The organism is Paenibacillus sp. FSL R5-0701 (genome assembly GCF_037973995.1).
Lineage (GTDB): Bacteria > Bacillota > Bacilli > Paenibacillales > Paenibacillaceae > Paenibacillus.
In genome coordinates this window covers 3,413,243-3,440,226 of record NZ_CP150230.1, presented here as the reverse complement: position 1 = coordinate 3,440,226, position 26,984 = coordinate 3,413,243, and the positions used below count along the sequence as shown (strand labels likewise).

At 43.7% G+C, this 26,984-nt stretch carries 22 protein-coding genes; 3 read left to right on the top strand and 19 right to left on the bottom strand.

Going from position 1 to position 26,984, the window contains the following annotated elements; all coding sequences use genetic code 11:
* Positions 1-52 precede the first annotated feature (52 nt).
* Entirely contained in the window at positions 53-1,156 is a 1,104-nt protein-coding gene (locus MKZ13_RS15235) for a Gfo/Idh/MocA family oxidoreductase (RefSeq protein WP_339185139.1), read from the bottom strand.
* A gap of 266 nt (positions 1,157-1,422) precedes the next feature.
* On the opposite strand from MKZ13_RS15235, the gene MKZ13_RS15230 reads away from it, so the two are divergent.
* A complete protein-coding gene (locus MKZ13_RS15230) occupies positions 1,423-1,767 on the top strand; it encodes a helix-turn-helix domain-containing protein (RefSeq protein ID WP_339185137.1) in 345 nt (114 codons plus the stop codon).
* 73 nt (positions 1,768-1,840) lie between these two features.
* On the opposite strand, the gene MKZ13_RS15225 is transcribed toward MKZ13_RS15230, so the two are convergent.
* Positions 1,841-2,638, bottom strand: a complete 798-nt coding sequence (locus MKZ13_RS15225; protein WP_339185135.1) for a peptidase — start codon at positions 2,636-2,638, stop codon at positions 1,841-1,843.
* Between the two features lie 674 nt (positions 2,639-3,312).
* On the opposite strand from MKZ13_RS15225, the gene MKZ13_RS15220 reads away from it, so the two are divergent.
* Positions 3,313-4,269: an IS30 family transposase gene (locus MKZ13_RS15220; protein WP_076210700.1), complete on the top strand. Its 957-nt coding sequence runs from the start codon at positions 3,313-3,315 to the stop codon at positions 4,267-4,269.
* Positions 4,270-4,347: 78 nt separating this feature from the next.
* Here MKZ13_RS15220 and MKZ13_RS15215 read toward each other — a convergent pair whose 3' ends face one another.
* The 13 genes from MKZ13_RS15215 to MKZ13_RS15155 form a co-directional block, all read right to left on the bottom strand.
* On the bottom strand, positions 4,348-5,310 hold the full coding sequence (locus tag MKZ13_RS15215) for a sensor domain-containing diguanylate cyclase (RefSeq protein ID WP_339185133.1): 963 nt from the start codon (positions 5,308-5,310) through the stop codon (positions 4,348-4,350).
* Positions 5,303-5,938, bottom strand: a complete 636-nt coding sequence (locus tag MKZ13_RS15210; RefSeq protein WP_017688455.1) for a hypothetical protein — start codon at positions 5,936-5,938, stop codon at positions 5,303-5,305. Before MKZ13_RS15210 ends, MKZ13_RS15215 begins: the two co-directional genes overlap by 8 nt.
* Positions 5,928-6,302, bottom strand: a complete 375-nt coding sequence (locus tag MKZ13_RS15205; protein ID WP_036615858.1) for a response regulator — start codon at positions 6,300-6,302, stop codon at positions 5,928-5,930. The genes MKZ13_RS15210 and MKZ13_RS15205 overlap by 11 nt, the downstream gene beginning before the upstream one ends.
* Positions 6,303-6,584: 282 nt before the next feature.
* On the bottom strand, positions 6,585-7,487 hold the full coding sequence (locus MKZ13_RS15200) for a carbohydrate ABC transporter permease (RefSeq protein WP_017688457.1): 903 nt from the start codon (positions 7,485-7,487) through the stop codon (positions 6,585-6,587).
* Between the two features lie 12 nt (positions 7,488-7,499).
* Entirely contained in the window at positions 7,500-8,465 is a 966-nt protein-coding gene (locus tag MKZ13_RS15195; RefSeq protein WP_083657036.1) for an ABC transporter permease subunit, read from the bottom strand.
* 110 nt (positions 8,466-8,575) lie between these two features.
* Positions 8,576-10,231, bottom strand: coding sequence for a sugar ABC transporter substrate-binding protein (locus tag MKZ13_RS15190; protein ID WP_339185130.1), 1,656 nt, complete (start codon positions 10,229-10,231; stop codon positions 8,576-8,578).
* 139 nt (positions 10,232-10,370) lie between these two features.
* Complete coding sequence (locus MKZ13_RS15185) at positions 10,371-11,912, bottom strand: response regulator (RefSeq protein WP_339185129.1); 1,542 nt, start codon at positions 11,910-11,912, stop codon at positions 10,371-10,373.
* A gap of 13 nt (positions 11,913-11,925) precedes the next feature.
* The gene (locus MKZ13_RS15180; protein ID WP_237175374.1) at positions 11,926-13,707 is read right to left on the bottom strand and encodes a sensor histidine kinase; all 1,782 of its coding nucleotides are present in this window, start codon (positions 13,705-13,707) and stop codon (positions 11,926-11,928) included.
* Positions 13,708-13,711: 4 nt separating this feature from the next.
* A complete protein-coding gene (locus MKZ13_RS15175; RefSeq protein ID WP_237175375.1) occupies positions 13,712-14,827 on the bottom strand; it encodes a response regulator in 1,116 nt (371 codons plus the stop codon).
* A gap of 348 nt (positions 14,828-15,175) precedes the next feature.
* A complete protein-coding gene (locus MKZ13_RS15170; RefSeq protein ID WP_339185126.1) occupies positions 15,176-16,015 on the bottom strand; it encodes an SUMF1/EgtB/PvdO family nonheme iron enzyme in 840 nt (279 codons plus the stop codon).
* 133 nt (positions 16,016-16,148) lie between these two features.
* Positions 16,149-16,784 (bottom strand): glycoside hydrolase family 11 protein, encoded by a 636-nt coding sequence (locus MKZ13_RS15165; RefSeq protein WP_221821105.1) that lies wholly within the window; start codon positions 16,782-16,784, stop codon positions 16,149-16,151.
* 71 nt (positions 16,785-16,855) lie between these two features.
* Positions 16,856-17,629 carry an alpha/beta hydrolase-fold protein gene (locus tag MKZ13_RS15160; protein ID WP_339185124.1) on the bottom strand — a complete coding sequence of 258 codons (774 nt, stop codon included), beginning with the start codon at positions 17,627-17,629 and terminating at the stop codon, positions 16,856-16,858.
* A gap of 41 nt (positions 17,630-17,670) precedes the next feature.
* Positions 17,671-18,954 carry an SGNH/GDSL hydrolase family protein gene (locus MKZ13_RS15155; RefSeq protein ID WP_339185122.1) on the bottom strand — a complete coding sequence of 428 codons (1,284 nt, stop codon included), beginning with the start codon at positions 18,952-18,954 and terminating at the stop codon, positions 17,671-17,673.
* 290 nt (positions 18,955-19,244) lie between these two features.
* On the opposite strand from MKZ13_RS15155, the gene MKZ13_RS15150 reads away from it, so the two are divergent.
* Complete coding sequence (locus MKZ13_RS15150; protein WP_339185120.1) at positions 19,245-20,387, top strand: glycosyl hydrolase family 8; 1,143 nt, start codon at positions 19,245-19,247, stop codon at positions 20,385-20,387.
* 220 nt (positions 20,388-20,607) lie between these two features.
* Here the strand turns inward: MKZ13_RS15150 and MKZ13_RS15145 are convergent, their stop codons facing one another.
* The 4 genes from MKZ13_RS15145 to MKZ13_RS15130 all read right to left on the bottom strand — a co-directional run bounded on the left by MKZ13_RS15145 (position 20,608) and on the right by MKZ13_RS15130 (position 26,725).
* Entirely contained in the window at positions 20,608-22,248 is a 1,641-nt protein-coding gene (locus MKZ13_RS15145; protein WP_339185118.1) for an ABC transporter substrate-binding protein, read from the bottom strand.
* Between the two features lie 38 nt (positions 22,249-22,286).
* Entirely contained in the window at positions 22,287-23,216 is a 930-nt protein-coding gene (locus MKZ13_RS15140) for a carbohydrate ABC transporter permease (RefSeq protein WP_339185116.1), read from the bottom strand.
* Between the two features lie 27 nt (positions 23,217-23,243).
* Positions 23,244-24,098 carry an ABC transporter permease subunit gene (locus MKZ13_RS15135; protein WP_076212151.1) on the bottom strand — a complete coding sequence of 285 codons (855 nt, stop codon included), beginning with the start codon at positions 24,096-24,098 and terminating at the stop codon, positions 23,244-23,246.
* 275 nt (positions 24,099-24,373) lie between these two features.
* Positions 24,374-26,725: a helix-turn-helix domain-containing protein gene (locus MKZ13_RS15130; protein WP_339185114.1), complete on the bottom strand. Its 2,352-nt coding sequence runs from the start codon at positions 26,723-26,725 to the stop codon at positions 24,374-24,376.
* Positions 26,726-26,984 lie beyond the last annotated feature (259 nt).

Sequence of the window (26,984 nt, the reverse complement as noted above, 5' to 3'; positions counted from 1 at the left end):
TTTAGCATGCTAAGTATATGGATGGATCCGATTTTGTTCCATTCAGGGAGGGTTATAGGTATTGACGTTCACCGGTCTGGGCTGATTTCTCGACGGCATCCAGTAACTGATGAAGTTTCACCGCATCCGCGAAAGTAGGTGCTAAGGTAGTGCCTTCTTGAATATCTTTGGCAAACTTGCGATAAGCCTGAGCCATGTTTAGAACAAATCCGGAGTCGTTATATAGAGAATTTGGAGCCGAGAAATAGACATCGGGAATGGTTAGTTCACGAAGCTCGTTGTCCGTAGATCCTGCACCGCGTAATTGGTGCGATCCGAATTGAATGGATGCAGGAGCGCTCAGCACAATTGTGCCGTTGTCTCCGAAGATTTCAAGTGTGAGTCCTGTCTGATGTTTAACTCCACCTTGAATATGGACACTGGCTGCTGCCCCATTAGTCAATTTTCCTGTAATCATGATCTGATCATCCGTTGTTTTCTTGATGACTTTCTGAATATCAACCAATTCAACTTCTGGAAACTGTTGAGCTGTGGTGGCAGACAATTCTGTAAAGTCCCCAAGCATGAAAGTGAAGGCATCCAGATTATGGCCCCCTACAATGGTCAGCAAGTTCCCTCCAACTTTCCGGTCATACAAGTACGCAGTCGACTTGTCACCTACGCCACCCATGCCATCTATAGCGATCTTCAGGTTGGCAGACAACACTTTACCCACATAACCGTCTGCCAATAAATCTTTTACGTATTGAACGACCGGGGCTTGTCTAGCCTGTAATCCAATCGCATTTGGCAGTTGTGCGGACGCTACCCATTCCTGCATTTCAAGCGCTTCCTCTGTATTAGAACCCAGTGGCCATTCACAATAGATTGGTTTGCCAGCTGGAGCGATGGCTTTGACTGCATTATAATGTTCCTTGACGTTAATACTGACTACAACCATATCCACATCAGGGTGCTGAGCCAACTCCTCCATATTATCAAAGCCATGATCTGCCCGGAAAGCTTCTGCGCTTTTCTTTGCACTCACCATATTACTTGTCCCAACCGCTGTAAGCTCGAATTCATCCAAATGCTGAATAGCTGGAATATGTGTACCACTCGCCCACCCGTTATTAATGGATGCTCCTATGATACCTGTACGAATTTTTTTACTCATTGTTAAACATCTCCCTTGTTAATATTTATAGTATGATTGAATATTGATTTGTCTCCAGCCCTTATAAGTCACTCATTTCTATGATATATTTTATTTAGCTTGCTAACTATTCAATCGAGATAACATTATTATTCTTTCACATTTTAGGTAAACTAAAATTGTTTTGGTGTTGACACCATCATAGGTGTATTTGTTTTGTTTGCAAAGAGGGCAATTTAAATGAACATAGTACATCTTTTTGTACCTTTGGATCAGGAGTGATATGAATGAGAGTTTGCAATGAAGGATTTGAACAAGAGTTTATAGATGGAAAAAGTGATATGTACGCCATAGCTTTTACTCAGAATGTCCTTTCTGGGCGTTGGAAATATTTCATCTTATGGTACCTAAAAGACGAAACACGTCGATATACGGATATCAAAAAATTCCTTGGAGATCTGTCCCAAGGCTCCCTCACAAAGCAGCTTAAAGAGTTGGAGAATGATGGTGTTATTCAACGTGATGTATATCCGGAAGTTCCTCCGCGAGTTGAGTATTCCTTAACAAACAAGGGAATGAAGTTACTACCGATCCTTGAAAAGATGGAGGACTTCGGCAAAGAATACGGCTAAGCAACTTAATTGAAATGGATAGCTTAACCCAAAAAAGCCGCAAATTTAGCGGCTCTTTTACTCTGAAAAATTTCTATTCTACTTTATAATCAGTAACTACATCAAATTCTCCAATAATATTGTCTCCTTCTACATCATACAAATGAATCGTTCGAACAGTACCATTCACTTGTGTTTGTGCTAAGGCTTCTTCGATGGTAGTGATTTTAGGTGTAAGATCTTCAGCTTTTAGATAACCCTCGATTCCATTGGTGCCAATTGCAGCAATCAAATCGGGTTCAACCCCAATGATTGGTTCAGATAATGCTGAGCCATAGGTATCGCCCTGTGAATTGACATCATATTTAGTTTGAAGCAATAATTCGTGAATCGTTTCCGATGTTTCAGTGTTGTTTTCAAATAAAACATTTGATGAATTTACGTTCGATAACTTTAAGTTTGGCGACTTGTATCCAGTATACCGAGTGTATCCATTCCCATTATAGAATTCACCAACATTCTGAGCATAATACGTCGTTTTAGTCGTTATTCTTGGAGAATAGACAAAAAAACTAGAGGTTTTCGATGTATTATATGTCATGGAACTTGAAGCTTTTAAGCTTCCGCCAGATGTGTACAATCTAGCCATAGCTCCCATATATCCATTTGGAACACTTGCTGAAGCCTTCACTGATGCAACGGCTTCAGCAGTCGTACCTGTAGTAAAATTTCGAGTCCATACTTCAGATGTGAAAGTGTACGTGTGTCCCTTAATTTTGGGTGTACTATACGGTGAAGATGCAGTATTAGCCAGGACTGTTGAAGATGCCAAAAATAACGATAGAATACAAATCATTACCATACTAACTTTCTTCGTTTTTCTCTTATTCATAGTTTATCCTCCTCATAATAAAAAATATTTGGATTATAGTTTCAATCTTTAATCCCTCTCTGTAAATATATTAAATTTATTGCAATAATTAGTTTTATTTCCCTTTTATATCATAACACTGTTCCAATTTTTTGGAAATAGATTCGCTAGTTTTCTTACCTTAACATCAAAGACATATTTATAAGATGTATTTCAGTCAACAATAGTGAAACCACCCACAAGGGAGTGATTAATTCTATGTTGTTGAATGTGATATTGGGTTTTGTGATCCCTATTGTTGTGTTGACTATCGCCTCTTTCAGACTTCTACTTATTTAAAATCCAAAAAAGCCGCTAATATAGCGGCTGTCAATCGGGCCATACTCTGGTCCCTCTCAATATTGTGGTAGCAACATTAATCCTATGGTTTAATATTAGCTTGCTGACCATCAGGAGCCACCGACTCATACGTCTTTACACCCCTGCGCTTCTTGGACCCTTTGAATATAAAATACCCCACTATGATTAAGATAATCGGCATTCCGTACAGTAATAGAGGAGAAAACGTATTTTTTCTTATGACAGATTGTAATATGAAGTGCGACACCCGCTGGAAATAAATAAAAAATGGCCCATGGCCGGATTCGTGTAGAATGAAGTCACCACAACAACCATTCACACAAGGAGAATCCACCATGAGCTACAGACATCTTAGCATAATCGAGCGCAGCAAGCTAGAAATCCTCCATCGGCAAGGTCAAAGTTCAAGAGGCATCGCAAAAGAATTAGGAAGACATCCTTCGACGATTTGTCGTGAATTGAATCGTGCTACTTCATCGCAAGCCTATCAGGCAGAACAGGCTCAGAGCGCGTATGAGGAGCGTCGTAAGGCTTCTGTCTCACCTGGTAAATGGTCCGAAGTCTTAGCTATTTCCTTGGAGGAAAAACTGCAGGCAACGTGGTCTCCGGAACAGATCACAGAACGTTTCCGCATCCAAGGTCTGCCGTCGGTCTCCTTTAAAACCATCTATCGTTGGCTCTATGCCGGACGTCTAGTTCGAGGCGTGTTACAGGTCCTTCGACACAAAGGGAAGCGTCAGAAACCCACAGAAACTCGCGGTAAATTCGCTATCGGCAGATCCATTTCGGATCGCCCCAATGAGGTTCGTTCCCGAGAAACGTTTGGGCACTGGGAACTGGATACCGTCGTATCAGGTCGTGGGAAAAGTAAAGGATGCGTAGCCACGCTCATTGAACGCAAAACCCGGCTGTATACCGCCATTCTCATGCCGGATCGTACCGCTTTGTCCATGGAAATTGCGCTTGGTGTAGCCATCTCCCAGTACCCTAAAGGCACCTTCCTTACAGCCACGGCTGACAGAGGCAAGGAATTTGCTTGCTATGCAAACCTGGAAGACACACATGGCTTTCACGTCTATTTTGCTGACCCGTATTCTTCCTGGCAACGCGGTTCCAACGAAAATGGGAATGGACTACTGCGGGAGTTTCATCCCAAGGGCACCGACTTCGCTCAAGTAGAGGATGAAGATCTCGGACACTCACTGGATCTGATTAACCACAGACCCCGAAAATGCTTGGGCTGGAGAACCGCTCACGAATCTTTCACAGAGGAACTGTCGCACTTGGTTTGACAATCTGTCTTATGTTAATTGTATAGACAAATAAAGTTGCTATTGTAGCAACTTTATTAAAAGACATTTTTAGATTTCTTAAGCATTTTCAGGTTCATAGATTCCATAACCATTCTTGCCATTCTTTTTAATCTTGTACATGGCTCCATCCGCATGTCTCAGAAGTTCGGAAGGCTCCTGTCCATGCTTGGGAAATAGGCTGATACCAATACTCATCGAAAGGTTGATATAGTTTCCGGCAATTTTGAAATGGGTACTGAATGCAGCTTCCAATCTTTTGGCGATGACTTCAGCATCGTGATCATCTTTCAGATGGCTTAAAATGATGAATTCGTCCCCGCCAAGCCGAGCTACAGTGTCCGCACTTGGAATTGTTTCGCTTAATCGCTTTGCCATTTCCAGCAACACTTGATCGCCAACATGGTGTCCATATGTATCATTCACTTGTTTAAACCCATCAGCATCCACAAACATGACAGCTAGTTTGTTATGGTTTCTTTTAGCATTACTGATAGCCCAGGCAAGACGGTCATTATAAGCAAGACGATTAGGCAGACCTGTAAGTGGATCATGCAAAGACAAATGCTTGCTGATTTTTTCGGAGATTTTGATTTTGGCGTACTCCGTCTCCAGTTCTTTGATCAGATTTTTAAGTTTATATACCCTGGTATTGGTGTGTGTCATGTCAGTAATCTGAATGAGGGCATAACTCCGATCTTCATGATAGAGCGGTTCAACATGCATATTTTGTCTGAATAATTGTTCATCCTCTCCTTCATTAGGAAGAATGAATGCCTTATGTAACGCGCTTGAGCAAAATCTGCTCTGTCCATGATACAGCGCATTTTGCAAGATATTTAGATAGATATTTGACTTAAACCGTGGGCAGACCTCAAGCAGATTCAAGCCTAGTACCTCTTCTACATTCTTGCCAGTAAAGCGCTCCAACCAGGCATTCCACACAACAACTTTCAAATGCCTGTCCACGATCATTATTCCCATATGGGCTTTGTTCAAAGCTTGTGAAATAAGATTATCCATTGTCCGCCTCCAACAAAGCGTCCATTTTGGCCAGCAGGCTCGATATGGAGTTCATGCTTAATGCTATGACAATGATACCTGTCACATCCGTATCGGCAAGTAAAAACGAGGTATGTAAAACCAGGACATAGACTTCATTCTGAAGCAATATTTGCTGATCGGAATTGGTGACATAGATCAGTTCAATATCAGGCAGGACGTATTCCAGTTTGATCTCCAGGAAATTACCGAATTCTCCAATAATGGCGTTAAGCAGGACATTGCTAACTTCCTTCAAAACGTCCAAATCCGTATCCATCAGGTTCGGATCGTTCGGTATAACGCTCTCACCCAGTTCTCCAAGACAGATGTTTGCTAATACTTTAGCCTGCTCAACAGGAAACATCAGAAATGCTTTTCCCTGAAATTCGTATCCAAACTGTAAGGATGACCTAAACAGGTGACCTTCACTAAAGAAAATGTTGTATCTTCGATCTCCAGGATCAACATCGGATATGGAGATTAGTTCCACTTCCGGAATATTCAAAACGATACGCTTGTCTACAATCTCTGACAACATGTTAGCCGCTTGTCCCACGTAAACGTTTACTAGTTCAGTAAGCAAATCCTTCTGTAAATCATTCAGCATGATAGGCCGCCTGAATCAGTTGAATCATGGTCGTTGCCTTCTCTGCGGTTAACGGTTTATTCAAAAAACCAGAAATGCCTAACATTTCAACTTCATCCCTAGTTGTCTTCTGAATATCTGCAGATAAGATAATAATTTTGACATTGCTATCCGTTTCTCGAATCATTCGAAGCATTTCTTGTCCGTTCAAACCAGGCATCAGCAGGTCGGTGGTTATAAAATCAGGTTGAAATTCCTTAAATAGGTTGTATCCTTGCTCTCCATTGTTAGCAATCTGAATCTCGCATTCTGGAATATGATCAACAATCAGCTTTGTAAGCAATTTCTGTACGAAAATGGAGTCTTCTACAATTAATACTTTCATTTTCTCTTCAGTCTCCTTGATAAAATGGTAAGAGCTCGGGATGGTCAGGCGCTGTGGACAGTTCTTGATATAGGGCTTTCGCGCGCAGTGGCACCCTGAAAAGAGACTGACTGGTGAATCAAGTAAATATAAATTATAGTAACTTTAATTTAATTGTCAACAACATTATTGAATAAATTAGATTCGTGTGCAATTGACATACTACCGCCCGTCGTTAAAAAAACATGAAAAAAACGGTCACCTAGTGACCGTTTTGATCGGTTATCTGGAACTGCATTAAGTTTACTCTTTTACCCCTCCAAGCTGCAAGCCATGAACGAAATACTTCTGCAAAAATGGATATACGACTAAGATCGGTAATGCGGCAACAATCGTAATCGCTGCCCGAATAGATACAGGTGTGACCATGTTACGCGCAGCGCCAAGATCTGCACCATTGGCCACGGCTGCACTGCTGTTGGAATTCATAGAAGATGATAATAGTTTCATCAACTCATATTGCAGCGTGCTCAGGTTTTGTTTGGAAGATGCATACAGAAACGTATCAAACCAAGAGTTCCATTGACCGACTGCAATGAACAGTGCAACAGTAGCGAGAACAGGTTGGCACAGCGGTAGAATAATGGAAATGAATGTTCTGAAATCTCCAGCACCATCAATTTTGGCGGATTCGATCAATCCCTCCGGTAGTGTCTGGATATAAGTTCGAATAACAATCATATTAAAGGCACTGATCAGCCCAGGAATAATGTACACCAGGAAGTTGTTTAACAAATGCAAATCTTTCATTAGGAAGTAGGTTGGAATAAGACCTGCACTAAAATACATCGTAAGAACAACTGTAATGGTAATGGGCTTTCGTAATATATAATCTTTTCGGCTTAGTGTGTAAGCCAGCATGGAGGTTAAGAATAGACTTAAAACTGTCCCCAAAACCGTTCTCGCCACAGATATACCAAAGGCGCTGAAGATGGTCCCTCCTGCAAATACTGCTCTGTAGTTTTGATCTGTCCATACCCGAGGCCACAGATAAATCCCACCCCGGATGGTGTCATTACCGGCATTGAATGATACGGCGAGTGTATTCACAAACGGATACAGGGTAACAATCGCGATTGCGATCATCAGTATACCATTTAACGTATGGAAGACAATCGGTTCAAGCCGAGATTTATTGATTCCCATCTCTAGTCCCCCTTATATTAATCGGTCTTCCCCGAGCCGTTTGGAAATTGAATTCGCCGCAAAGATCAGCGTGATACTAACTACTGTTTTGAAGATACCTGCCGCAGTAGCCAAAGAATAATTCCCGATCTGTAGTCCGTATTTCAGGACAAATATATCTATCGTCTGTGACCAGTCGACAACCACACCATTACCTAACAGATACTGAACCTCGAATCCAGCTTCCAAAATCCAGCCCATATTCATGATCAGCAAAATGATAACAATGGATTTGATTCCGGGTAAGGTCACATACAGCATTTTCTTATATCGGTTCGCACCATCAATCTCTGCCGCTTCATAGAGGGAAGGATCGATAGACGTGATGGCCGCCAAATAAATAATGGCATTCCAGCCAACTTCTTTCCATACATGGGATGCGCCTACAATGCCCCAGAAGTATTCCGGAACGCTAAGCCACATGATAGGTTCTTGAATGATATGCAGCTTCATGAGCACCACATTCACAATCCCACCATCTACAGATAGTGAACTTGCAACGATACCTGTCACGATAATCCATGAGAGAAAGTGAGGTAAATACGAAATTGTTTGAATGGTTCGTTTATAAAACTTATGTTTGATCTCATTAAGTAAAATGGCAAATATAATTGCTGTCGCAAATCCGAGCACCATATTGATGACGCTCATCGCAATGGTATTACGAAGCACGTTAAGAAATGCATCGTCTGTTAGCAAAAACTTAAAGTGTTTGAGCCCGACCCATTCCTGCTGCGTGAAACTCTTCGCAGGACTGTAATTCTGAAAGGCCATAACCCAGCCCCAAATGGGATAATACGAGAATACGAGAATGTACGCAACGATGGGCAATGACATGAACATGAGTTGTCTTTGTCCGCGCAATCGTTTTAACAGTGGTGCTTTGGGAACGACTGTACGGGTAGTTTGCTCTGGTATGGCTCCAGGCGTGTTCGCCATCTTTCACTCCTCCTATTGGCTTGCAGCGACTTTAACATGATGTCTCGGAAGGCACTCGCCTGAGTAATCCTTTGGTTGATACCTTCCGAGAGCATCATTGCCGCATTTTTTTATTTAACAGACCAGTTCTCGATTCTCCATTTCAGTTGTTCATTAATCCGATCTTCATAGGATTTAACATCGATCTTCTTGTAAGCGTCTACGTATTCAGTCCAAATGTTATCGAACTCATTCGGTTTTGACATGATTGCTTTAGGCAAGAATTTCAATGAGGTGTCTGTCATTTGTTTGTTCGCTACCGCAGCATCAGAGCCTTCTTTCAGATCGACCTGCCATGCTGGATAGTACACTGGATTTTCTGGTGCAGGAGAGAAGAAGTCACTCCACGTTTTGAAGCCATATGCATCCAGAAGTTCTTTATCTTCCGGTTTGAGGTTGTCATAGAATTCCTCAGGTTGGTTGATCGCTCCAATTGCATTGCCATCTTCAAATGTTCCTTCGAGCTTTGGTGCCGCAGCATAAAAACCTTCTGCTTTGTTAACCAATCTCCATGCCGGATCATCCTGCTCTGTCCGTTGCTCTGGTGTACGATAGAATCTTCCCTCTTCATTCACCTGATAGTCTACACCCTCTTCACCCCATGACAAGAGCTTCTGGTACTTCTCGTCCATAAGCTTATCGAGGAATTTGATAAGTGCAACAGGGTCTTCAGCATCTTTACTGATACCAAAACCATTGTTCAAGTTAATGACCGGACGATCCAGATAATGATCTGTGATACTTGTATCATAGACAAGCGGGAAGCCTACGTATGTCTGGCCAATTTTCCCCTGTGCTACGAGTGGGTCTTCTCCGGCTTGGAAATTCCAGTGCTGGTCGAACATACTAAGCACACGTCCCGAAGAAATTTTGGCCAGATATTGATCGTAGTTCTGAACAAAGGCTTCTTTATCCAGCAATCCCTCGTTATACAGATTGTTTAGTTCTTTATAATACCGTTTGGAGATATCTTTGTCGGCAAAAACGGTTGCGACTCCACTATCATCTACGACTACGCCCCCGTCATTGGGGTGACCCGTAAGATGTTCAGGTGGGTTAAGCAAAGGGAACGTCCGCCAGTCTGAAGCCAATGTAGTGAAACCAATCGTCGGTTGACCATCAATCGTTGGATTCTTGGCTGCATAATCACGGATCAACTTTGTGAAATCATCCAACGTTTTAGGAGTTGGGTACCCAGCATCCTTCAGTATGGACTTTTGGATCCAGAATGCAGGACCAGAATAATAGTTACTAATGAACTCCCCTGTATACACTCCATAGTTAGGCAACCAGTAAATATGTCCGTCACTGGAATCTTTCATCCGGTTCCAGTCTTTACCGAAATGTTTCTTCAGATTAGGTGCATGCTCTTCAATGAGATCTTCGAGCGGAATAACCGCACCCGCTGAGACCAACTTGGTGTCTGCTGTGATCAGATCCGGGAAATCGCCTCCGGCAATCATAACGCCGAGCTTCTGTTGAAGATCACCCACAAGAAACTCCATCTCAAGATTAACGCCGAGTTCATCCTGGATCTTCTTGTAGATTCGGTTATCTTTAGCTGGCGCCTGATTTGGCGTTCCGATAAAGGCCGTGATGTTCAGTACCTCTTTCCCATCCTTTGTAGTCGCTTTCTCTTTGTCACCGCTGCATCCTGCAAGTGCCAAACTCAAAGCCAGAACGAGTGATACGGAACCCCAAAGCTTCTTTTTCTTAAGTCCCCCCATGTACTTGCCCTCCTTGGAAGTGGTATGTCTTACTGTTTTTAGTATGAAGAAATGTATGCGGTTACAAAATATATACATTTAAGGTCTACCCCCCTGTAATTGCAGGTCTTATTCAGGAGGGGTTCTTCTTTTTCATCGATCAATTCGCATACTTTTGCCTGTATTCTACAGGTTTCATGGCTGTTCGTTTTTCGAAGTGTCTGAGAAAATGCTGGTAGCTGCGGTACCCTACCTGCTCTGCAATCGCACTGGATGTTTGATTCGTCTGCTGGAGCAGACGCTTCGCTTCTTCCATTCTTAGATCATGTACTACCTCAATTACACCCTTACCATACTTTCGCAAAAAGGATTGCCCTAAATGGACAGGATTCACGTAGAATCGTTCTGCGAGCTCCTGGATCGTAAATGTCTCCTTGTAATGCATCTGCACATATTCAGCAACCGTCGCCTGGATGCCACCCATTTGTCTCTCCCGGAAAACAGCCAGTTCTGACTTGCATTGCAAACAGAAATGTTCCAGATTGTTAGCAACCTCTTCTATATTTCGATGGCCCTTCTCCAGAATTCCGCTCGCCAATTCATTCATTAGAGCATTAGGTTCTCCTCCTAATTCTCTACACAGGGACAGTCCGCGGAATATAATGTGGGTAGAGAAAATATGTACAATCTCTGGCGCAGCCTTCATCTGTACAAACAGTTCAAAAGCACTCCGAATCGCAGAGGAGAGTTCCTCCACAGAACCGTTTTCAAGCAAATCGCAAATATGGTCCACCTCTGACAGCGTTTCAGGATCAAACTGCCAATTCTCAAGCTGAATATCTTCGGCAAACAAAAGACGCTCTTGATTAAAAAACAAATAACGCCCAACTTCCTGAGCGGAGCGGAAGGATTCAGATAAATGCTCCAGTTTGTTGACCGTTAATCCAACCGCGATATGAATATCTCCGCAGCCGTTATGTTGCATGGTGTTCATCAAACGCTGGGTAAAAGCTTTAATTGCTTCAAATGTCTCATTTCTATCATTCGTTTCCTCCCCCCATACAAGTCCCAATGAGTCTCTTGTTCTATCTATCACATAACAGGAAGTTGTTTCTTCAGCCGTTTGTTCAACTACTGAACAGACTTCCTGAATATCTCCCTGAAAGGCTATCCGCAGGTATGCCCAATGGGACTTGTTTAAACGAGGAAGTAACTCCGACTTCTCCTCCTCCGATATATTTTGCTTATCCTTAATCAGTGCAGTCAAAAACGCTTTGATCCTTTGCTCATTTGCATGTTCCCGTATACGCTCCTGGGTTTCACGCTCCTGTAATTGCATACGGAGACGGACCAACATATCCTCTGCTTCTGTACTGTCAACCGGTTTGGTTAAATAGTTGGAGACACCTAATCGAATAGCTTGTCTGGCATAATTAAAGTCACTGTATCCACTCGTGATGACAAACAGCACAGACTCATATTCCAATCGTCGTGCTTCTTCTACAAGTTCCAGCCCATTCATCACAGGCATACGAATGTCAGTCACCACGAGATCGGGTCGATCTTGTTCCATCATCCGAATGGCTTCCTCACCGTTGGCGCACACGCCTTTGATTTCAAAACCATACTTTTCCCAATTGATCAGAAGCTGTAAACCTTCAATGGCATACGGTTCATCATCGACTAACAGTACTTTGTACATGAGAGTTTACCTCCTATTTCCTCTGTTCCAGCTTGGAGATTGGTATACGGTACCCTGCAATGGTTTCCTTTCCAGGTACACTGCTTAGATCAAATATCGCATTTCCTTCATAAAAGAGTTCCAACCTTCGGTAGACATTACGGAGTCCTACATGCTCGCCGTTCCGGGGTCTTTCAGAACGAATATCTCGCAGGAGCTCGGTTAGCCTCCCTGCATCCATACCGATTCCATTATCGATCACCTGAATAACCAGTTCAGAAGCGTTTCGTCTCGCCGTTATCTTGATCTCTCTTCCATTTTTTCGCGCCTGCAAGCCGTGTTTACAGGCATTTTCGACGAGCGGTTGAATACTCATTCGGGGAATGAGCAACGAAGCTGCATCAGGATCAACCTCGAAGGTGTAATCGAACAGCTCTCCAAAGCGAAACTTCTCAATCTGGAGATAAAGATTCGTAAATTGCAGCTCTTCTTGCAAAGGAATCAGATTGTCAGAATGACTGAGCAACTGTCTCATCAGTTTGGACAGACTTTTAATAATCTCAATTACTTCCGTATATCCATTCTTCGTACTAACGACCAGCAAGGCATTCAATGTGTTAAATAAAAAATGGGGATTCATCTGACTCTGGAGCATGGACAATTCAGTCCTCACTTGATCCAGCTCCAGATCTTTTTGACGGATTTCCAGTTTATATACGTCATTAATCAGCGTATGAATTTTACCAATCATGATGTTAAATGTACGAATAAGCCCGCCAATTTCGTCGCGGCCTTCGTGAATTTCAATGAGATCGAATCGTTCGTTACGAACCTTCTCCATATGTCTGGATAACTTGCGAATCCGATAGTGGTAGGAACGCAAAATAATATAGATCAATACAGAGGGGACCACGATACTTAATGCGAGCAACCCCAGAATTGACTTAAAGGCTTCTTGCAGCAGATGGTCAAGGTGACGTGTATCGGCAACTCCAATCAATTTCCAACCCTTTAGGTAGGCTAGATTCCCCAACGATTTTTCGAGTGTGTAAGCAGAATCCCCAGATTCCTTGAGCATTGATTCATTATTAGGGGGAGATAAGTCGGTTTCGCTGAATTCCCCACTTGAAACGACAGTTCGATTGTTGCTGTCCACCAGACGCAGCTGAAGACTGTCTGATTCACGATTTAAGATGCTATACACCCGGCTAACTTCCAGATCAATCTTGGAATACTTCGCATAATTCGCATACGAGGTATACGTATCCATTTTGCCAATCACACTGATCCTTCTTCCCGCGTTAAATCCGGATGGCTCAATATAATCAACGACAAGAATGCCTCCACTGGTGGATTTCAGCTGTTTCAATCCAGGGAGTACATTCTTGTCTTTCATCACGATGTAATGACTGCCCGTCTGAATGGTATCGTTATCCGTATAGATACGCACCTCCAGAATATTCGCTGACATATACCGTGTTAATTTATCTCGCAGGAATGCATGGTACACGTTGTAATAATCAACGGGGGAGTGATAGGTCCGATCCAGTGCCTCATAGAGCGAATCGTCTGCTGCAATAATTCGGCTCAGAGCAACGCTCTCATCTATCATGCCAAGCAGTTCCCCCGCAGCCCTGTCGATGGATTTACGCAGATTCTCCTGTTCTCTAATCTTGATATCCGCAGAGGTTCGTTGATAAAAGAAGATATTAATCGTTATTACAGGAAGGAGAATACTAAGTACATAAATAAGCAGAAATTTGGATCGGAGAGGAATATCATTAACCTTACGGAACATCCAGAATTTATGACGCATATGATCACCCTTGGTTTTTGTTTTTATAGACTGACGGAAGCTCCCCTGTATGCGCTCTGAACTTTTGGGTGAAATATTCAGCATCATGATATCCTAGCCTGAATGCAATGTCAGTGATCTTCATATTGGTACGTCGCAGGAGTTTACGGGCCTCCTCAACACGAAGCTGGTGCACATAGTCACTGAAACTGACCCCCATCTCCCGCTTGAACTGTTGACCCAGGTAGGCAGAATTCACGTGAATTCGATTAGCTACATCTTGTAATTTAATTTTACTTCGATAGTGCTGCTTCAATTCATTCACTGCTTCTGAAACCAGCACTCCCGTACCCGTCTTTTGCTTCAATTCAGACTGGGAAAGTTGCTTGGACAGTCGAGCACACAGGTCTTGCAATGTGCCGGAAGACCAGCTCGCAGCCGCATGCCATTCTTTTTCACATAGTATTTCTCTGCAACCCTCTCTTTTTCCATATTTTCGTAGCAACTCCCCATGGATATATCGGATGACATGATGTATCCATTCCAGTGATACCTCTGCTTTCTCACTCTTCTCTAGCAGTGCACTCACTGCAATATCGATGGAATAGGTGTTTTCTGCTTCAATCAACGCCAAGATCTCTTTGGAGATGTTCATCATTTGCTCTAAATTATATTCTTCGCTTATCCGATATTCATTAAGATGATTGTCATAGGCTTCATCTGTAACCATGACTCCATTTTGCTGTTTTTGCTCATTTCTGCGTTTGTCCAGAGGTTCAATCATTTCCATAAGGATTTGATGAATTTCCTCGGGAACAAGAGGTTTAAGCACATACTGATCGACCTGATACCGTATGGCTTGCTTCGCGTAATTAAAATCCGAGTATCCTGTAACGATAACGATTTTAGAGGTATACGCGAGATCTTCTCGCAAGGTGTGAATCAAACCAAGACCATCCATAACAGGCATTTGAATATCAGTGACGACAAGATCCGGTTCAACCGAGTTGAATAAAGCAAGTGCTTCCTCCCCATCCGTTGCCGTTCCGCAGAGTTCGTATCCACAAGTTCGCCAGTCAATCATTGTTCTCCATCCTTCTAGCATAAACGGCTCATCATCCGCGACAATGACCTTGTACATTAGCTCACCTCTCTTTTATCCTTGATCAGCTGCATGTATTTTATCTATATCAATAGGTAAATTCCAGTTGTTCTGAAAACGCTAAACAGCAGAACAACAGCAGGATTGTTGTCTGCTCGCACAACTTGGAGAACAAAATTTCTACCAGTCTCATCGTCATTAATCAATAACATAGAACATGGTTCCATCGGACCGTACTATAAGAACGCTCCGATTGTAGCGAAGCGCCGGGAGAACAATTCAAGTGTAACGCTTACATTTTGGTACAACAACCTGTTAAACTATAGGTTTTCACCCGACAAAGTATAGGTTTAGCTCAGAAGTAATCTTTGTCAGGAGAAAGATTTTTCATTCTCCACGCACAATACGGAATCCTTGATCGGGACCAAAACCATTTGCATCAAATTTGCCTCGAAATGATATTTCATTGTTATTGACACCGCCGATCCAGCCTCCGCCTTTCACAACTCGCCAGGATTGATTGGGACTCTCCGAATCGCTGTACCAGTCCCAGCACCATTCTCTCACATTCCCAGACATATCATAGATGCCTAACTCATTCGCCTTCTGAGTTCCGACTTTTTTGGTTTGATTACGATTGCTCTCAATAGCGGGCCAGCTCCAGTCACCCGTCAGAATGTTCTCGCCGGCATTTACCCAGTACCAAGCAACTTCATCAGGATTGTTACTTCCGCTGTATGTGTAATTTAAGCTCTTTTGACCTCCGCTTGCAGCGTATTCCCATTCTGCCTCTGTGGGTAAACGGTAACCGTTGGCGTCCTCGTTGATCGTTACATTCCATTTTATAGTGTCGTTTTCATTGTGATTATTCATGTCCTGGTTGTCTTTGTCTATATTGTAATAAGGTTTCAGGTTTTCTTTTATACTTTTTTGATTACAGTATTCCACTGCGTCATACCAGCTGACCATTTCAACAGGCAGGTCGTCTCCCTTGAAGCCAGAAGGGTTTTCCCCCATAACCTCCATCCATTCTTTTTGAGTTACTTCGTATTTACCAATATAGAAGGAATCGAGCGTTTCATTCCTATCAATCTGACTTGGCTTACTGCTCTTGAAGGCTCCTCCTTCGACAAATACCAAGTCATCGTTTACTGTGGTATTACTTGTTGAACAAGCACTTAGACTAACAACTATGGCGATTAAAGTTAACCATACCAGTTTCCTCATTCCATTATTCTCCTTTACTAAGCTTAAATCCGGCAACGTCGAGGTCCGTTAGTCTGGAGAATAACGTTACTCAACGCTACCGGAAAATTGAATTCAAATACAGGTGCAGAAGTTAAACTGCATCACATCATTTTTACCAAACCGTCACGTTTGCGCTTCCGCTGCTTTGATAACCTTCCGTTGCCATCACCTGATAGGACCAGCTGTTACCTAAGTACATCCCTTTGCTCGCCCATGCATTCACATGATTACTGAACGTGATGGTAGAATTGACTCCGATTGGTTTCTTGGACTGTCTAACACTCCAATACTGAGGGAAAGTCTGAGTACCATCAATGGAAGGTGCATTGTATCTCATCGTTGTATAGATGTCATATGTGCCGCCATCACTAGTCATCGAGCCCTTATACGTTCCGGTAGGACGATACGTTCCCCAGCTATCCACCACGTAATATTCAATTAGAGCGTTTCTAGTCCAACCATAGAAGGTGAGATAGCCGTTACCTGAAGGAGAGAATACGCCGGCATTATAATTGACCACTCGATTAGGCGTACCGTATGTCCACCCTTTCCCGACAACAAAGTTCCCGGTATTTTGCCAATTCACGCTGTAATTCCCGCCCGATCCATTCACGGCGTTGACCGTTCCTCCTCCATCTGTCCAATTTTGCCAATAATCTGTTGCTGCGCTCGATGTGGCTGCGAAGACACCAAAACTCATGGCAGATGCGAGAACAACGGTTAACAATTTTTTGCTAAATTTAAACATAGATTATACCTCCTGATATTTTAATAGATTTGGTTGATGCTGCAATCCGATATGAATGTTCTTCAGCAAATTCACTTGAAAAGACGTTGCGAAAACAGATACAGATCGTTCTTCCACACGGGCCAATCATGTCCTCCACTTTCCTCATGCCAAATATGAGGTACTCCGTGTTGCGCAAGATATTGGTGAACCCCAAGACTAATCTCTATAAGATTGTCCTGTTCACCGCAAGAGATCCATAACAGCGAGAGTAATGAAGGCGCTTTCGAAAGATCAGGGACAAGTAGCTCCGGACTTCTGGTGTTTGGGGCTGCGGAGAAAGCACCGATCCATGCAAAATGGTCTAGATTACTTAATCCGATATTTAAGGATTGACCTCCGCCCATGGATAAACCAGCAATTGCCCTTTTATCCCGGCTTTTATACAAAGGGTAGTTCGACTCCATGTAAGGTATCAAATCGTTGAGCAGATCGGATTCGAACCGTTTAAATGCTTTGATTTTCTCAGGTTCAAACAGGTCTCCTTCGGCTCGGTCATTCGACATTGCGCGACCATTGGGGAAAACAATAACCATCGGCTCAAGTAAGTTATCATTGTACAGATTATCTAGAATAATTTGCGGAGAACCATGAGTATGCCATTCGGTTTCGTCTCCACCAATACCATGCAAAAGAAAAAGTACAGGATACATCGTTGTCGAAGAAAATTCTGGTGGGGTGTACACCATCGCTTTACGGGAATTGCCAACCGTGGTGGAAGGATACTCTACCGTCTCCATGACTCCACGTGGTATATTCTCCCGATACTGGTCATATCCCATTACTGCTGATGAGATCAATTCCATTCTCTTTTCCTCCGAACATATGAGTGACTATCAGTCTTCAGTTAATCCACATAGCCAAAACCCAGAATGGTGAAGCATTTATGTTCATGGCCTTCCGCCATTTCAATCTCGATGGAGTGCTCCCCCACTTGCTCTTCGTTGAGCAGAAGTGTGGCATGGCAATGGGTCCAGTTCACTTGACGCGGATCGACTTTTTGGACGAATACCCCATCTACCCTGATATCTGCAGTTCCGAATTCGTCGTTACCCGAATCCTTGAAGATCAGAATGAGGCGTTTGCACTGCAAACTTATCCGAAAGCTGCTCTGATTCTCTTTTCCCTCTCCTGTACGCATCCAGTTGTTGGGGAATTGAGGTGTACCATAGTCATGAGCATCCATCTCAGCCATCTGCAGATCCGTGTCCGTTTTACAAAAAGAGCCTGCATCGATTCGGGCAATATGATTGCCGTTTTTCCGATCCAACAGCTTCACATTAACAAATTCATTTCCAATTAGCGGAGCTTTTTCAATATCATGATCTTTCTCATCCCACTCAGAACGATTCGTCACGTCGAACAAATATTCCAAACAATCGGCCATAATTCGATGCCCTATGTTAGTTGGATGATATATATCATGGAAAAATTGCTTTTTGGAAATAACGTTGCCATCACCTTTTGTCTTGTTGAACTGATCTACGACAGCATCTTTCACACTTACCATTGGCAGATCATAATACCAGCCTACCGGAGCGAGACGATCCTGTAGATTCCAGTCATTTTCGAATACACTGAATAACAAGATGACCGCTGGCTTGTTATCGGCAGTAAGTGCTTTGAGTACCAGACTCTCGTAACATTTACCTTGGGTTTCATCATCTGCGTCATTGACTGCGAATTCGATTATGACAATATCCGGCTGAACGGCACTTCCCCTCAGCACATCACGATCATAACGTACAACCCCCAGTTCGGAAGGAGTTCCACCCACACCTGCTTTAATCAGATGAATCGGACTATCTTTTGAAAGCGCAAACATAAACTTGAACGACTCATACGACCGATAAGCGTAACTTTGGAGATGAATAGGTACTGCACCAGCACCATGGGTAATGGAGCCTCCAATATAAGCGATAACGACAGGTTCGCCGTTTTTTGCCTTCTCAATGGCTCGTTTTAATCTGACATTATTTCCTTTGTTCAGAAGAGATCGGCCAATCATGTCGCGATATCCATGTGACTCAAAATCAATTGCGGGTTTGACTGCCGACGCTGTCACTCCAACTGGATCGCGCGGTGCAGTGAATTCCGTGTTTTCACCTGCATCTCCTGAATCCTGGAGCATAAATCATCATCACATCCTTCCGGTTAGATTCTGACCATCCTCAAACAACATTTAAAGGATCACAGCTTGGATTATTATTAGATCAGATGTGATCCTTCTCCCAAAGTGTATCCCTTACATAATTTTACAACAACCTGACAAAGTATAGGATTTTAACCAATATATCATTTTAATTTGAGTAGAATTACATCCAGATCAGAACACCTATAATTTTTCATGTAAACGCTTTAATTTGTATACTATTTCCATGTTATAATTTTGAAAAACCGCATTTATGAAGGAGGATACTCATGAATATCACGGGTCAAGGCGCGTGGGATACGGGTACATATACAAATCTGTTTTTGAAGTTAGGCTACGATGAGAATGAGATCACGAATAGATTGGAAGAAACATGGAGCGAGCTGTTTTATGGCGATGAAAATACTCGAATATATTACCCCATGGGTGAGGACAAGGGTTATTTGCTGGACACTGGTAATCTCGATGTTCGCTCCGAGGGCATGTCCTATGGCATGATGATTGCTGTTCAGATGAACAAAAAGGAGGAATTTGATCGACTCTGGAATTTCTCACACACGTTTATGCAACATAAAGCGGGGCGTTATAAAGATTATTTTGCCTGGCATTGCAAGCCTGACGGAACCCGACTCTCGCAAGGTCCTGCTCCTGATGGTGAGGAGTTTTTTGCCCTGGCACTTTTTTTTGCCTCCAACCGCTGGGGAGATGGCGCTGAACCTTATGATTACAAGGCCCAAGCCCGCAAGATCCTTCGTGCATGTATACATCAGGGAGAAGACGGCGAAGGCGATCCCATGTGGGACCCGGAAACAAAACTGATCAAATTCATACCAGAAACACCGTTTAGCGACCCCTCCTACCATCTGCCTCATTTTTATGAACTATTCTCGAAATATGCGAATGAAGAAGATCAGAGCTTCTGGAAAGAAGCGGCGGCCGCTAGTCGTGCTTACCTTCATACAGCCTGCCATCCCGTAACCGGACTATCACCTGAATATGCGAACTATGATGGCTCCCCGGCTCCAATACAGCCGCATGGTGATTTCAGACATTTCTACAGTGATGCCTACCGTGTTGCTGCGAATATAGCGCTGGACTGGGAATGGTTCCGCAAGGATCACTGGCAGATCGAACAATCCAATCGGATTCAGTCCTTCTTCAGTGATATTGAAATGTCCGATTATCGTCGTTATACAATAAAAGGTGAACCTTTCGACGAACATTCACTGCATCCTGTAGGTTTGCTGGCTACCAATGCCATGGCTTCACTGGCTGCAGACGGTCCACATGCTGACACATTCGTTCGCAAGTTCTGGAACACACCTTTGCGTCAGGGAGAGCGACGTTATTACGACAATTGCCTGTATTTTTTCAGCATGCTCGCTCTAAGCGGAAGATATCGCATGTACTAAACTAAGGGAATGTGCATGAGCCGTTATACCTGTCCTGTGAACGTTTGGCTTGCAGGACAGGTTCAATCTCAATTCTAAGTAGGATGCAATGATATTACGATTTAATCTATATCAATAAAAAACGTTCCCGGCTCGCATATGTTGACTGCGAACCGGGAACGTTTGGTTATGCAAATACAGGCAGTAACTTTTCCCGCTCTGTATGATTTAGATACTTTAATTATTTGGAAACAGAAGAAGTATCATAAGAAGACTGCATAATCTCCAGATAGCGATTAATGTTCAGTCCCTCCAGGCCTTTCACATATTCATCCCAATCCTTATCCAGACTTTTGGCGCCTGTAATAAATTGCAGGGCGTTCTGATCGATGTAATCCTTGAGATTGGTCTGCATCATGCTGGCTTCATCAGCTTGGGACGGATCTACCCACAATGCCCAATGAGGGAAAATCTCTTTCGGTTCCTTGCCTTCCATTAACAATGTCGCCTCATAGAGACGTCGCTCACCACCATCATTGGCATAGATGTCTGTCCCCTGTACTTCGGAGTCCCGATATGCCTGATAATGATTGTACTGACTCAATGCAGCCCAACTGTCATTACGAGGTTCTTCTCCAGGAGGAAGCGGAATGGCTTTATATAACGGCTCAATCTGATCATTGAGCGCCACTTCTCCTTCTTGTGGTTTGCGCCAGCTTACGCCCTCTTCTCCCAGATATGATGCCATGGTTCCTTCCTGGGTATAGAGATAATCCAGCAGCTTTATGGCCGCGATCTGTGTTTCCTCACTGGCTTTGTTTGTCAGTACAAAAGACGCTCCGGGATCAATCGGATAGTTGTACGTAGCATAAGCAGCATGGGGTCCCTTCAATGGAGGAATGGGATTGTAATCATTCCCGTAAGGAGAACCTTCGGCAGTGGTTACGAATAATGATGGATGCATCGCTGCTCCCGCACCGAGAAGCTGTGCATCAGCGTTATCTCCAATTTTTTTGAAGGCCCCGACGTTTTGGGTAAATGCCCCTGGATCAATCAACCCTTCATCGTACAGGGATTTAATATAGGCAAGCCCTTCTTTCCACTCCGGTTTGTTCACTACGGTCTCCACTTTCCCCTGATTGACAATGAGATAATTCCGATCGTCGTCATAGATAAAACCGTTCATCAAGTACGGAATAATGTGCACACCGAAATTTTCAGTCGAACCGCTTAGCGGTACTTCGTCGGCTTTGCCGTTCCCGTTCGGGTCTTTCGTTTTAAATGCCCGAAGCATTTCTTTAAATTCTTCTGTCGTCGTGGGTTCGGTCAGGCCCAGTTGTTCCATCCATTTGGTGTTGACCCACATCTTGTTTGGATATGAACAGTGAAAACATTCATTCAGACCCGTCAGACCATAGATATTTCCGTCAGGAGCAGTGTTCATGGCCCGATAATAGTCATTGCTCTCAAGCACTTTTTTAATATTGGGAGCATGCTGCTCAATCAGATCATTCAGCGGCAAAATAACCCCCTGTTGACCAAACTTCAACAAGTCTGTCTGGGAGAAACGATCTACCCAAGGGATGAGCAGATACAAGTCCGGATAATCACCAGAAGCCAGTGAAATCTGTCTTTTCTCCGCTGCACCGTCGAATGGAACCGTGGTCCAGTTGAACTGAATATCAAACTTTTCTTCCATTTTCTTCGTGAATTTGTTAGTGGACAGGTTGGTATCCGAACCCTGGTGAGCAAACACATTAATGGCTGTCTTGCCTGACGGGTTGCTGCCTTCCCCGTTCCCCTTATCAGAATTTGAACATCCGGCAAGTACCAATGAGGTAAACAGCATACAGGCAAGAATGATGAATCCCGCTTTTTTCAATATAATCCTCTCCTTCATGAATAATAGAAAAAATGAACTTATCCTTTGACTGAGCCAATCAGCATGCCTTGCACGAAATACCGTTGAACAAAAGGATAGATGATTAGCACCGGCAAGCTGGCCATCACAATTAACGAGTACTTCATGAGTTCAGCCATCTGCTGCTGTTTGATCATTTCCGATGCATCTATGTTCCCCGTACTGCTGTTCAGAATAAGAATACTGCGCAATATCAGCTGTAGCGGATAGAGCGACTGTGATTTCAGGTAAATGAGGGCGTCAAAGTATGCATTCCACTGACCGACAGCGTACATAAGTGACAACACGGCGATAATCGGTTTGGCGAGTGGCAGGATAATACTGAAGATAAATCGGATGTCACTGCAGCCATCGATGTCTGCTGCTTCGGACAATTCTTCCGGTATCGAATTCTGAAAAAAGGTACGGGCAATGATGACTTGCCAAACCCAGACGGCATTGGGAATCAGCAACGCCCAGCGGGTATCAATCAGTCCCATGGTTTTGACCACCAGATAGGTAGGGATCAAACCGCCTGAGAACAACATGGTGAAGGTAATAAACATCATTAACGAGCTGCGGCCAACAAACGTTTTTTTGGATAATGGATAAGCAATCATAATGGTCAGTGCCACGCTGATTAAGGTGCCGCAGGCTGTATAGAAAAGGGAATTGGCATACCCGGTAAGGACTTGATCATTCCGCAATACAGACTTGTAACCGTCAAACGTCAGGTCAATGGGCCACAACCAGACTTTTCCCGAGGACACGGCAGCTGGGCTGCTGAGCGAAGAACTCACAATATATATCAAGGGATACAGCACGGCAATCAGCACCACTGTCAGCATGAAGTAAACAACCGTTATAAATACGCGGTCTCCCCAGGATTCACGAATCGTACTGCTGCTCTTGATCCGCGAACGACCTGCATTAATCTGTGTGTTAGGCATGAGTTGGTTCTCCTCCTTTCGCTCCCGTTACCATAAGCTTGTATTGGACAGTCGCTTGGCGACCGCGTTTACGATTAATAGCAGAATCAGGTTAATCACCGAGTTGAACAGGCCAACCGCAGTAGCGAAGCTATAATTGGCATTCAGCAATCCTATTTTATAGACATACGTGGAGATGATCTCCGAAGCAGACAGGTTGAGCGGATTTTGCAGCAAATATATTTTTTCGAACCCAACAGCCATGATATTCCCTACACTCAGGATCAGAATGATGACGGCTGCCGGAAGTAGTCCAGGCAGATCAACATTAATGATTTTCTGTATTCGGTTGGCTCCGTCCACTTTGGCGGCTTCATATAGGGATGGATCAACACCTGCCAGAGCAGCCAGATATATCACAGCGGAGTACCCCATTCCCTGCCACACATCGGAGAATACGTAGATGGATCGAAATAGTCCGGGCTCACCGAGAAAATTCACCGCTTCGAAACCAAGGGCGCCTGCAATCGTGTTGACAATACCCAGTCTAGGAGACAGAAAGAGCATAATGATGGAGACCATAACAACGGTAGAGATAAAATATGGAGCATACGTCACCATTTGTACTGTTTTTTTGAATCGTATGTTTTTGATTTCGTTCAGCGCCAGCGCCAGTAATATAGGAATCGGGAAACCAACGATCAGGCTGTAAAACGAAATGTAAAGCGTGTTCTTGATCAGCGTGACAAACGCCGGATTCTGAAAAAGTAATTCGAAATACTTGGTTCCGGCCCACGGACTGCCCCAGATCCCCTTGATGACGTTGTAATCTTTAAAAGCCAGGACCGCATTCACCATGGGTACATACTTGAAAATAATAAAGTAAGCAATCGGTGGCAGGATCAGCAGATACAGCTGCCAATGTCGCCTCCAGCTTCTGGATAATGCTTGCTTCAAAGCAAACGGTTTACTCGGTTTCTCCACGGACTTTGATTCACTGGTCATTGTGGTTCTCAGAATCATCCCCCCATTCTTGGCTCCAAATCGTGCTAAACTGCAGCTCGACTTGGTAGCGCTTACTTTTTGAGTAATCATAAGATTGCGCTGGGGATGCGTAAAGGTACAGTTACGCTGAGAAAGTACAAAAAGCGAATATAGTTCCCGAGAAACAACCTACATTAACCGCTATGAACGTCCATTTTCCGAAACACACTCGGAGAAATGCCGCGTACCCGCTTGAAAGCTCGGCGGAATGAATGTGCACTATTATACCCGGTGGCCTCCGCTATCTCGTCAATGGTCTGACCGGTGGAATGCAACAAGTTCGAGGCAGCTTCAATGCGTACTCGTTCTACATAATCGGAAAGATTCTCTCCCGTATGTTCTTTGAACAGTTGGGATATAAACTTCTCGGACTTGCTCATGTGCTCGGCAATCCGATAGATCGTCAAGTTTGCATCCCCATAATGTTGTTGGATAAAACAAATCATTTCGTTTACTGTATCCGCATGTGCTCCTGCTCTTCTTCTCTGGAAATCACCGCAGATGTCTTCCGTTAACCGTTTGAATTTTGCACGCAGAGAAGTGATCGTTTCTGTCATCTGAATGGATGTCACACGAGTTTTATATTCCTCCAGCAGGGAGGCATCCAGCTTGAATTTGGGTTCGTCCAGCTTCAGAAAAGTCCCCTTCAGCTCCATGATGAACTGCTGTGTCATCTCGTAGGAAAGTTCCCGCTCCTCTAAATTACGAAGAAACAATTGCTCCAGAATGCGTATCGCCTCTTCAGGCTCACCGACTTTGATCGTGTTCAGCAGGCGCTGTTCAGACTCAATCGGATAATAAAACATTTCATTTTCCTTCATCGTATCTTCAAATCTCACCAGATGATCTGTTCCCATATGAATGGCATAATCCAGAGCTTGTTTGGCTTCGTCAAAGGAACGCCCTGCATCATTCCAAACCTCGTAAGCTGCACCTGTACCAATTGTTGTGGATATCCGATGCTCCCGGTAGATCACTTCCATCAAGGTGTTCAACTCTTTTTCACATCTCCCTATAGCTTCATTCAGTGAGTTCTCATCCAATGGACAGGCAAAAGCGATCTGGTCTGTTCCCCAATCCGTGATCAGCAGCTGCGCATTCCACTCTGTAAGTACCTGTTTGATGAGCAGCCTTGCGACACCCAGTTCATGGATAGTTTCTTCACTGTCCGGATTGGCATATCCGTTTACCTTCACTAAGCCTGCCAAGCCCTTGCTGCTATGAAGAGAAATGTGCGCCTGGGATGAGATAACCTCCAACTCAAGTGAGGTATAGACTTCTCCGGTTAACAAACGTTTGATAAAACCGTCTCTCAATAACGGAATCTGCTCATTCATGGCGTTTTTAAGTGAGTCATTATTTGCAATGAGATTGTTAATATGGCTTGCCAAAAAATCATATTCATTGCCCCGTCTGCCTGGGGAATCGGTGATTTGTTCCCGAAAAGAGGCCAACAATCTGTATACGGGTGCACTATTCCGATAGGCCAGAATCAGCCCGAATAACAGTCCCAAGGCAATGGTTGCCAAAGTAAAGACCAGCGTGACTTGTTTGATTTGGTCCGCTTTTGTCATGAGTGCTTTCTCCGGAATCCCTGCCATGTAATTCCATCCATTTTGACTGGACTGCATCGATATCAGCAGCCGACCATCACTTCCAGGCTGTACATTCTGCACGTTCAGCTCCGTTTCCGCAGCGTTATCTTCTCTCTGGTGACTCTGTGCCATTTGCTCGGCTTCGGCTTGTTCAATGCCATGGGAGAAAATGATCTGTCCTTCCGCATCAGTGACGAGAGTCCAGCCGCCATATTGATCCACAATATGTTGAGTAAGGCTGGCCATCTGATCCTGATCAATCATGACACCAATCGTCGCTTGCGGTTTGTTGAAGCTGTTCAAAGGCAGAGATTGCAGAAACGTAATGGCGGGAACGTCTGCAAGCACAGTGCCGAGTATTTCACGTTTATAGTTTCGAAGCGGTATGATTTCATTAAAGTGTGGTTGTTTGAGAATTTGGTCATGCCATTGATCAAACGACATACCGTCCAGCTGATTGGCAGCATAATAATGCTCTGGACGATAATACACAGTTCTTGGTGTGATGATGGCATTGTAGTTTGGAATGTGAATGAAGAAATGGGACAAGTAATCATTGGTACTGCTGTACATGGAGAGACTCCGCTGCATACGGTTCATACCGTAGACATTGTAGAGATCATGCGGCTTTGGGCCAGCAATTAAATTTTGCAAATCGGGATTGACGGCAAGCTGCCTGGTAAAAGCTTCGACTTGAAGAAGATTTCGCTCAATGATCTCTTTCCCGAGACTCAGCGACTTCAAGCTGTTTTCAATGGAGCTGGAACGGGCCGCTTCAATAGAAGCTCGGTAAGAGGCATATCCCGCAATTTGAGGAATCATCAGAATGACAAGATACGAAATGAGGAATCGGCGGAACACGGGTGAAAATTTGGACCATAGGAGCTGCATATGTACCCTCCCTCTTTTTATAAAGCGCTTAGATTTCTCTGTGATAAGGTAGCTGTTCAATGATACACCGGGCATTTCTTCCTGGTGAAGGTACAACTTCTTCCTTATGGTACATTTACATACTGTAGCGTACAATGCTTACATGAAAATAATTGTCGTTCTGCGGGTTAGCGCACAAATATAGTTGTATTTTACCTTCGCATCACACCCATCACAAAGTATCAAAAATAAACGCAAAAAACCTCCCCAAGACATGGAA

What these genes read in the sequence shown, in the direction of transcription:
- MKZ13_RS15235 (WP_339185139.1), bottom strand. Translation starts at nt 1,156, where the DNA reads ATGAGTAAAAAAATTCGTACAGGTATCATAGGAGCATCCATTAATAAC.
- MKZ13_RS15230 (WP_339185137.1), top strand. Translation starts at nt 1,423, where the DNA reads ATGAGAGTTTGCAATGAAGGATTTGAACAAGAGTTTATAGATGGAAAA.
- MKZ13_RS15225 (WP_339185135.1), bottom strand. Translation starts at nt 2,638, where the DNA reads ATGAATAAGAGAAAAACGAAGAAAGTTAGTATGGTAATGATTTGTATT.
- MKZ13_RS15220 (WP_076210700.1), top strand. Translation starts at nt 3,313, where the DNA reads ATGAGCTACAGACATCTTAGCATAATCGAGCGCAGCAAGCTAGAAATC.
- MKZ13_RS15215 (WP_339185133.1), bottom strand. Translation starts at nt 5,310, where the DNA reads ATGGATAATCTTATTTCACAAGCTTTGAACAAAGCCCATATGGGAATA.
- MKZ13_RS15210 (WP_017688455.1), bottom strand. Translation starts at nt 5,938, where the DNA reads ATGCTGAATGATTTACAGAAGGATTTGCTTACTGAACTAGTAAACGTT.
- MKZ13_RS15205 (WP_036615858.1), bottom strand. Translation starts at nt 6,302, where the DNA reads ATGAAAGTATTAATTGTAGAAGACTCCATTTTCGTACAGAAATTGCTT.
- MKZ13_RS15200 (WP_017688457.1), bottom strand. Translation starts at nt 7,487, where the DNA reads ATGGGAATCAATAAATCTCGGCTTGAACCGATTGTCTTCCATACGTTA.
- MKZ13_RS15195 (WP_083657036.1), bottom strand. Translation starts at nt 8,465, where the DNA reads ATGGCGAACACGCCTGGAGCCATACCAGAGCAAACTACCCGTACAGTC.
- MKZ13_RS15190 (WP_339185130.1), bottom strand. Translation starts at nt 10,231, where the DNA reads ATGGGGGGACTTAAGAAAAAGAAGCTTTGGGGTTCCGTATCACTCGTT.
- MKZ13_RS15185 (WP_339185129.1), bottom strand. Translation starts at nt 11,912, where the DNA reads ATGTACAAAGTACTGTTAGTCGATGATGAACCGTATGCCATTGAAGGT.
- MKZ13_RS15180 (WP_237175374.1), bottom strand. Translation starts at nt 13,707, where the DNA reads ATGCGTCATAAATTCTGGATGTTCCGTAAGGTTAATGATATTCCTCTC.
- MKZ13_RS15175 (WP_237175375.1), bottom strand. Translation starts at nt 14,827, where the DNA reads ATGTACAAGGTCATTGTCGCGGATGATGAGCCGTTTATGCTAGAAGGA.
- MKZ13_RS15170 (WP_339185126.1), bottom strand. Translation starts at nt 16,015, where the DNA reads ATGAGGAAACTGGTATGGTTAACTTTAATCGCCATAGTTGTTAGTCTA.
- MKZ13_RS15165 (WP_221821105.1), bottom strand. Translation starts at nt 16,784, where the DNA reads ATGTTTAAATTTAGCAAAAAATTGTTAACCGTTGTTCTCGCATCTGCC.
- MKZ13_RS15160 (WP_339185124.1), bottom strand. Translation starts at nt 17,629, where the DNA reads ATGGAATTGATCTCATCAGCAGTAATGGGATATGACCAGTATCGGGAG.
- MKZ13_RS15155 (WP_339185122.1), bottom strand. Translation starts at nt 18,954, where the DNA reads ATGCTCCAGGATTCAGGAGATGCAGGTGAAAACACGGAATTCACTGCA.
- MKZ13_RS15150 (WP_339185120.1), top strand. Translation starts at nt 19,245, where the DNA reads ATGAATATCACGGGTCAAGGCGCGTGGGATACGGGTACATATACAAAT.
- MKZ13_RS15140 (WP_339185116.1), bottom strand. Translation starts at nt 23,216, where the DNA reads ATGCCTAACACACAGATTAATGCAGGTCGTTCGCGGATCAAGAGCAGC.
- MKZ13_RS15130 (WP_339185114.1), bottom strand. Translation starts at nt 26,725, where the DNA reads ATGCAGCTCCTATGGTCCAAATTTTCACCCGTGTTCCGCCGATTCCTC.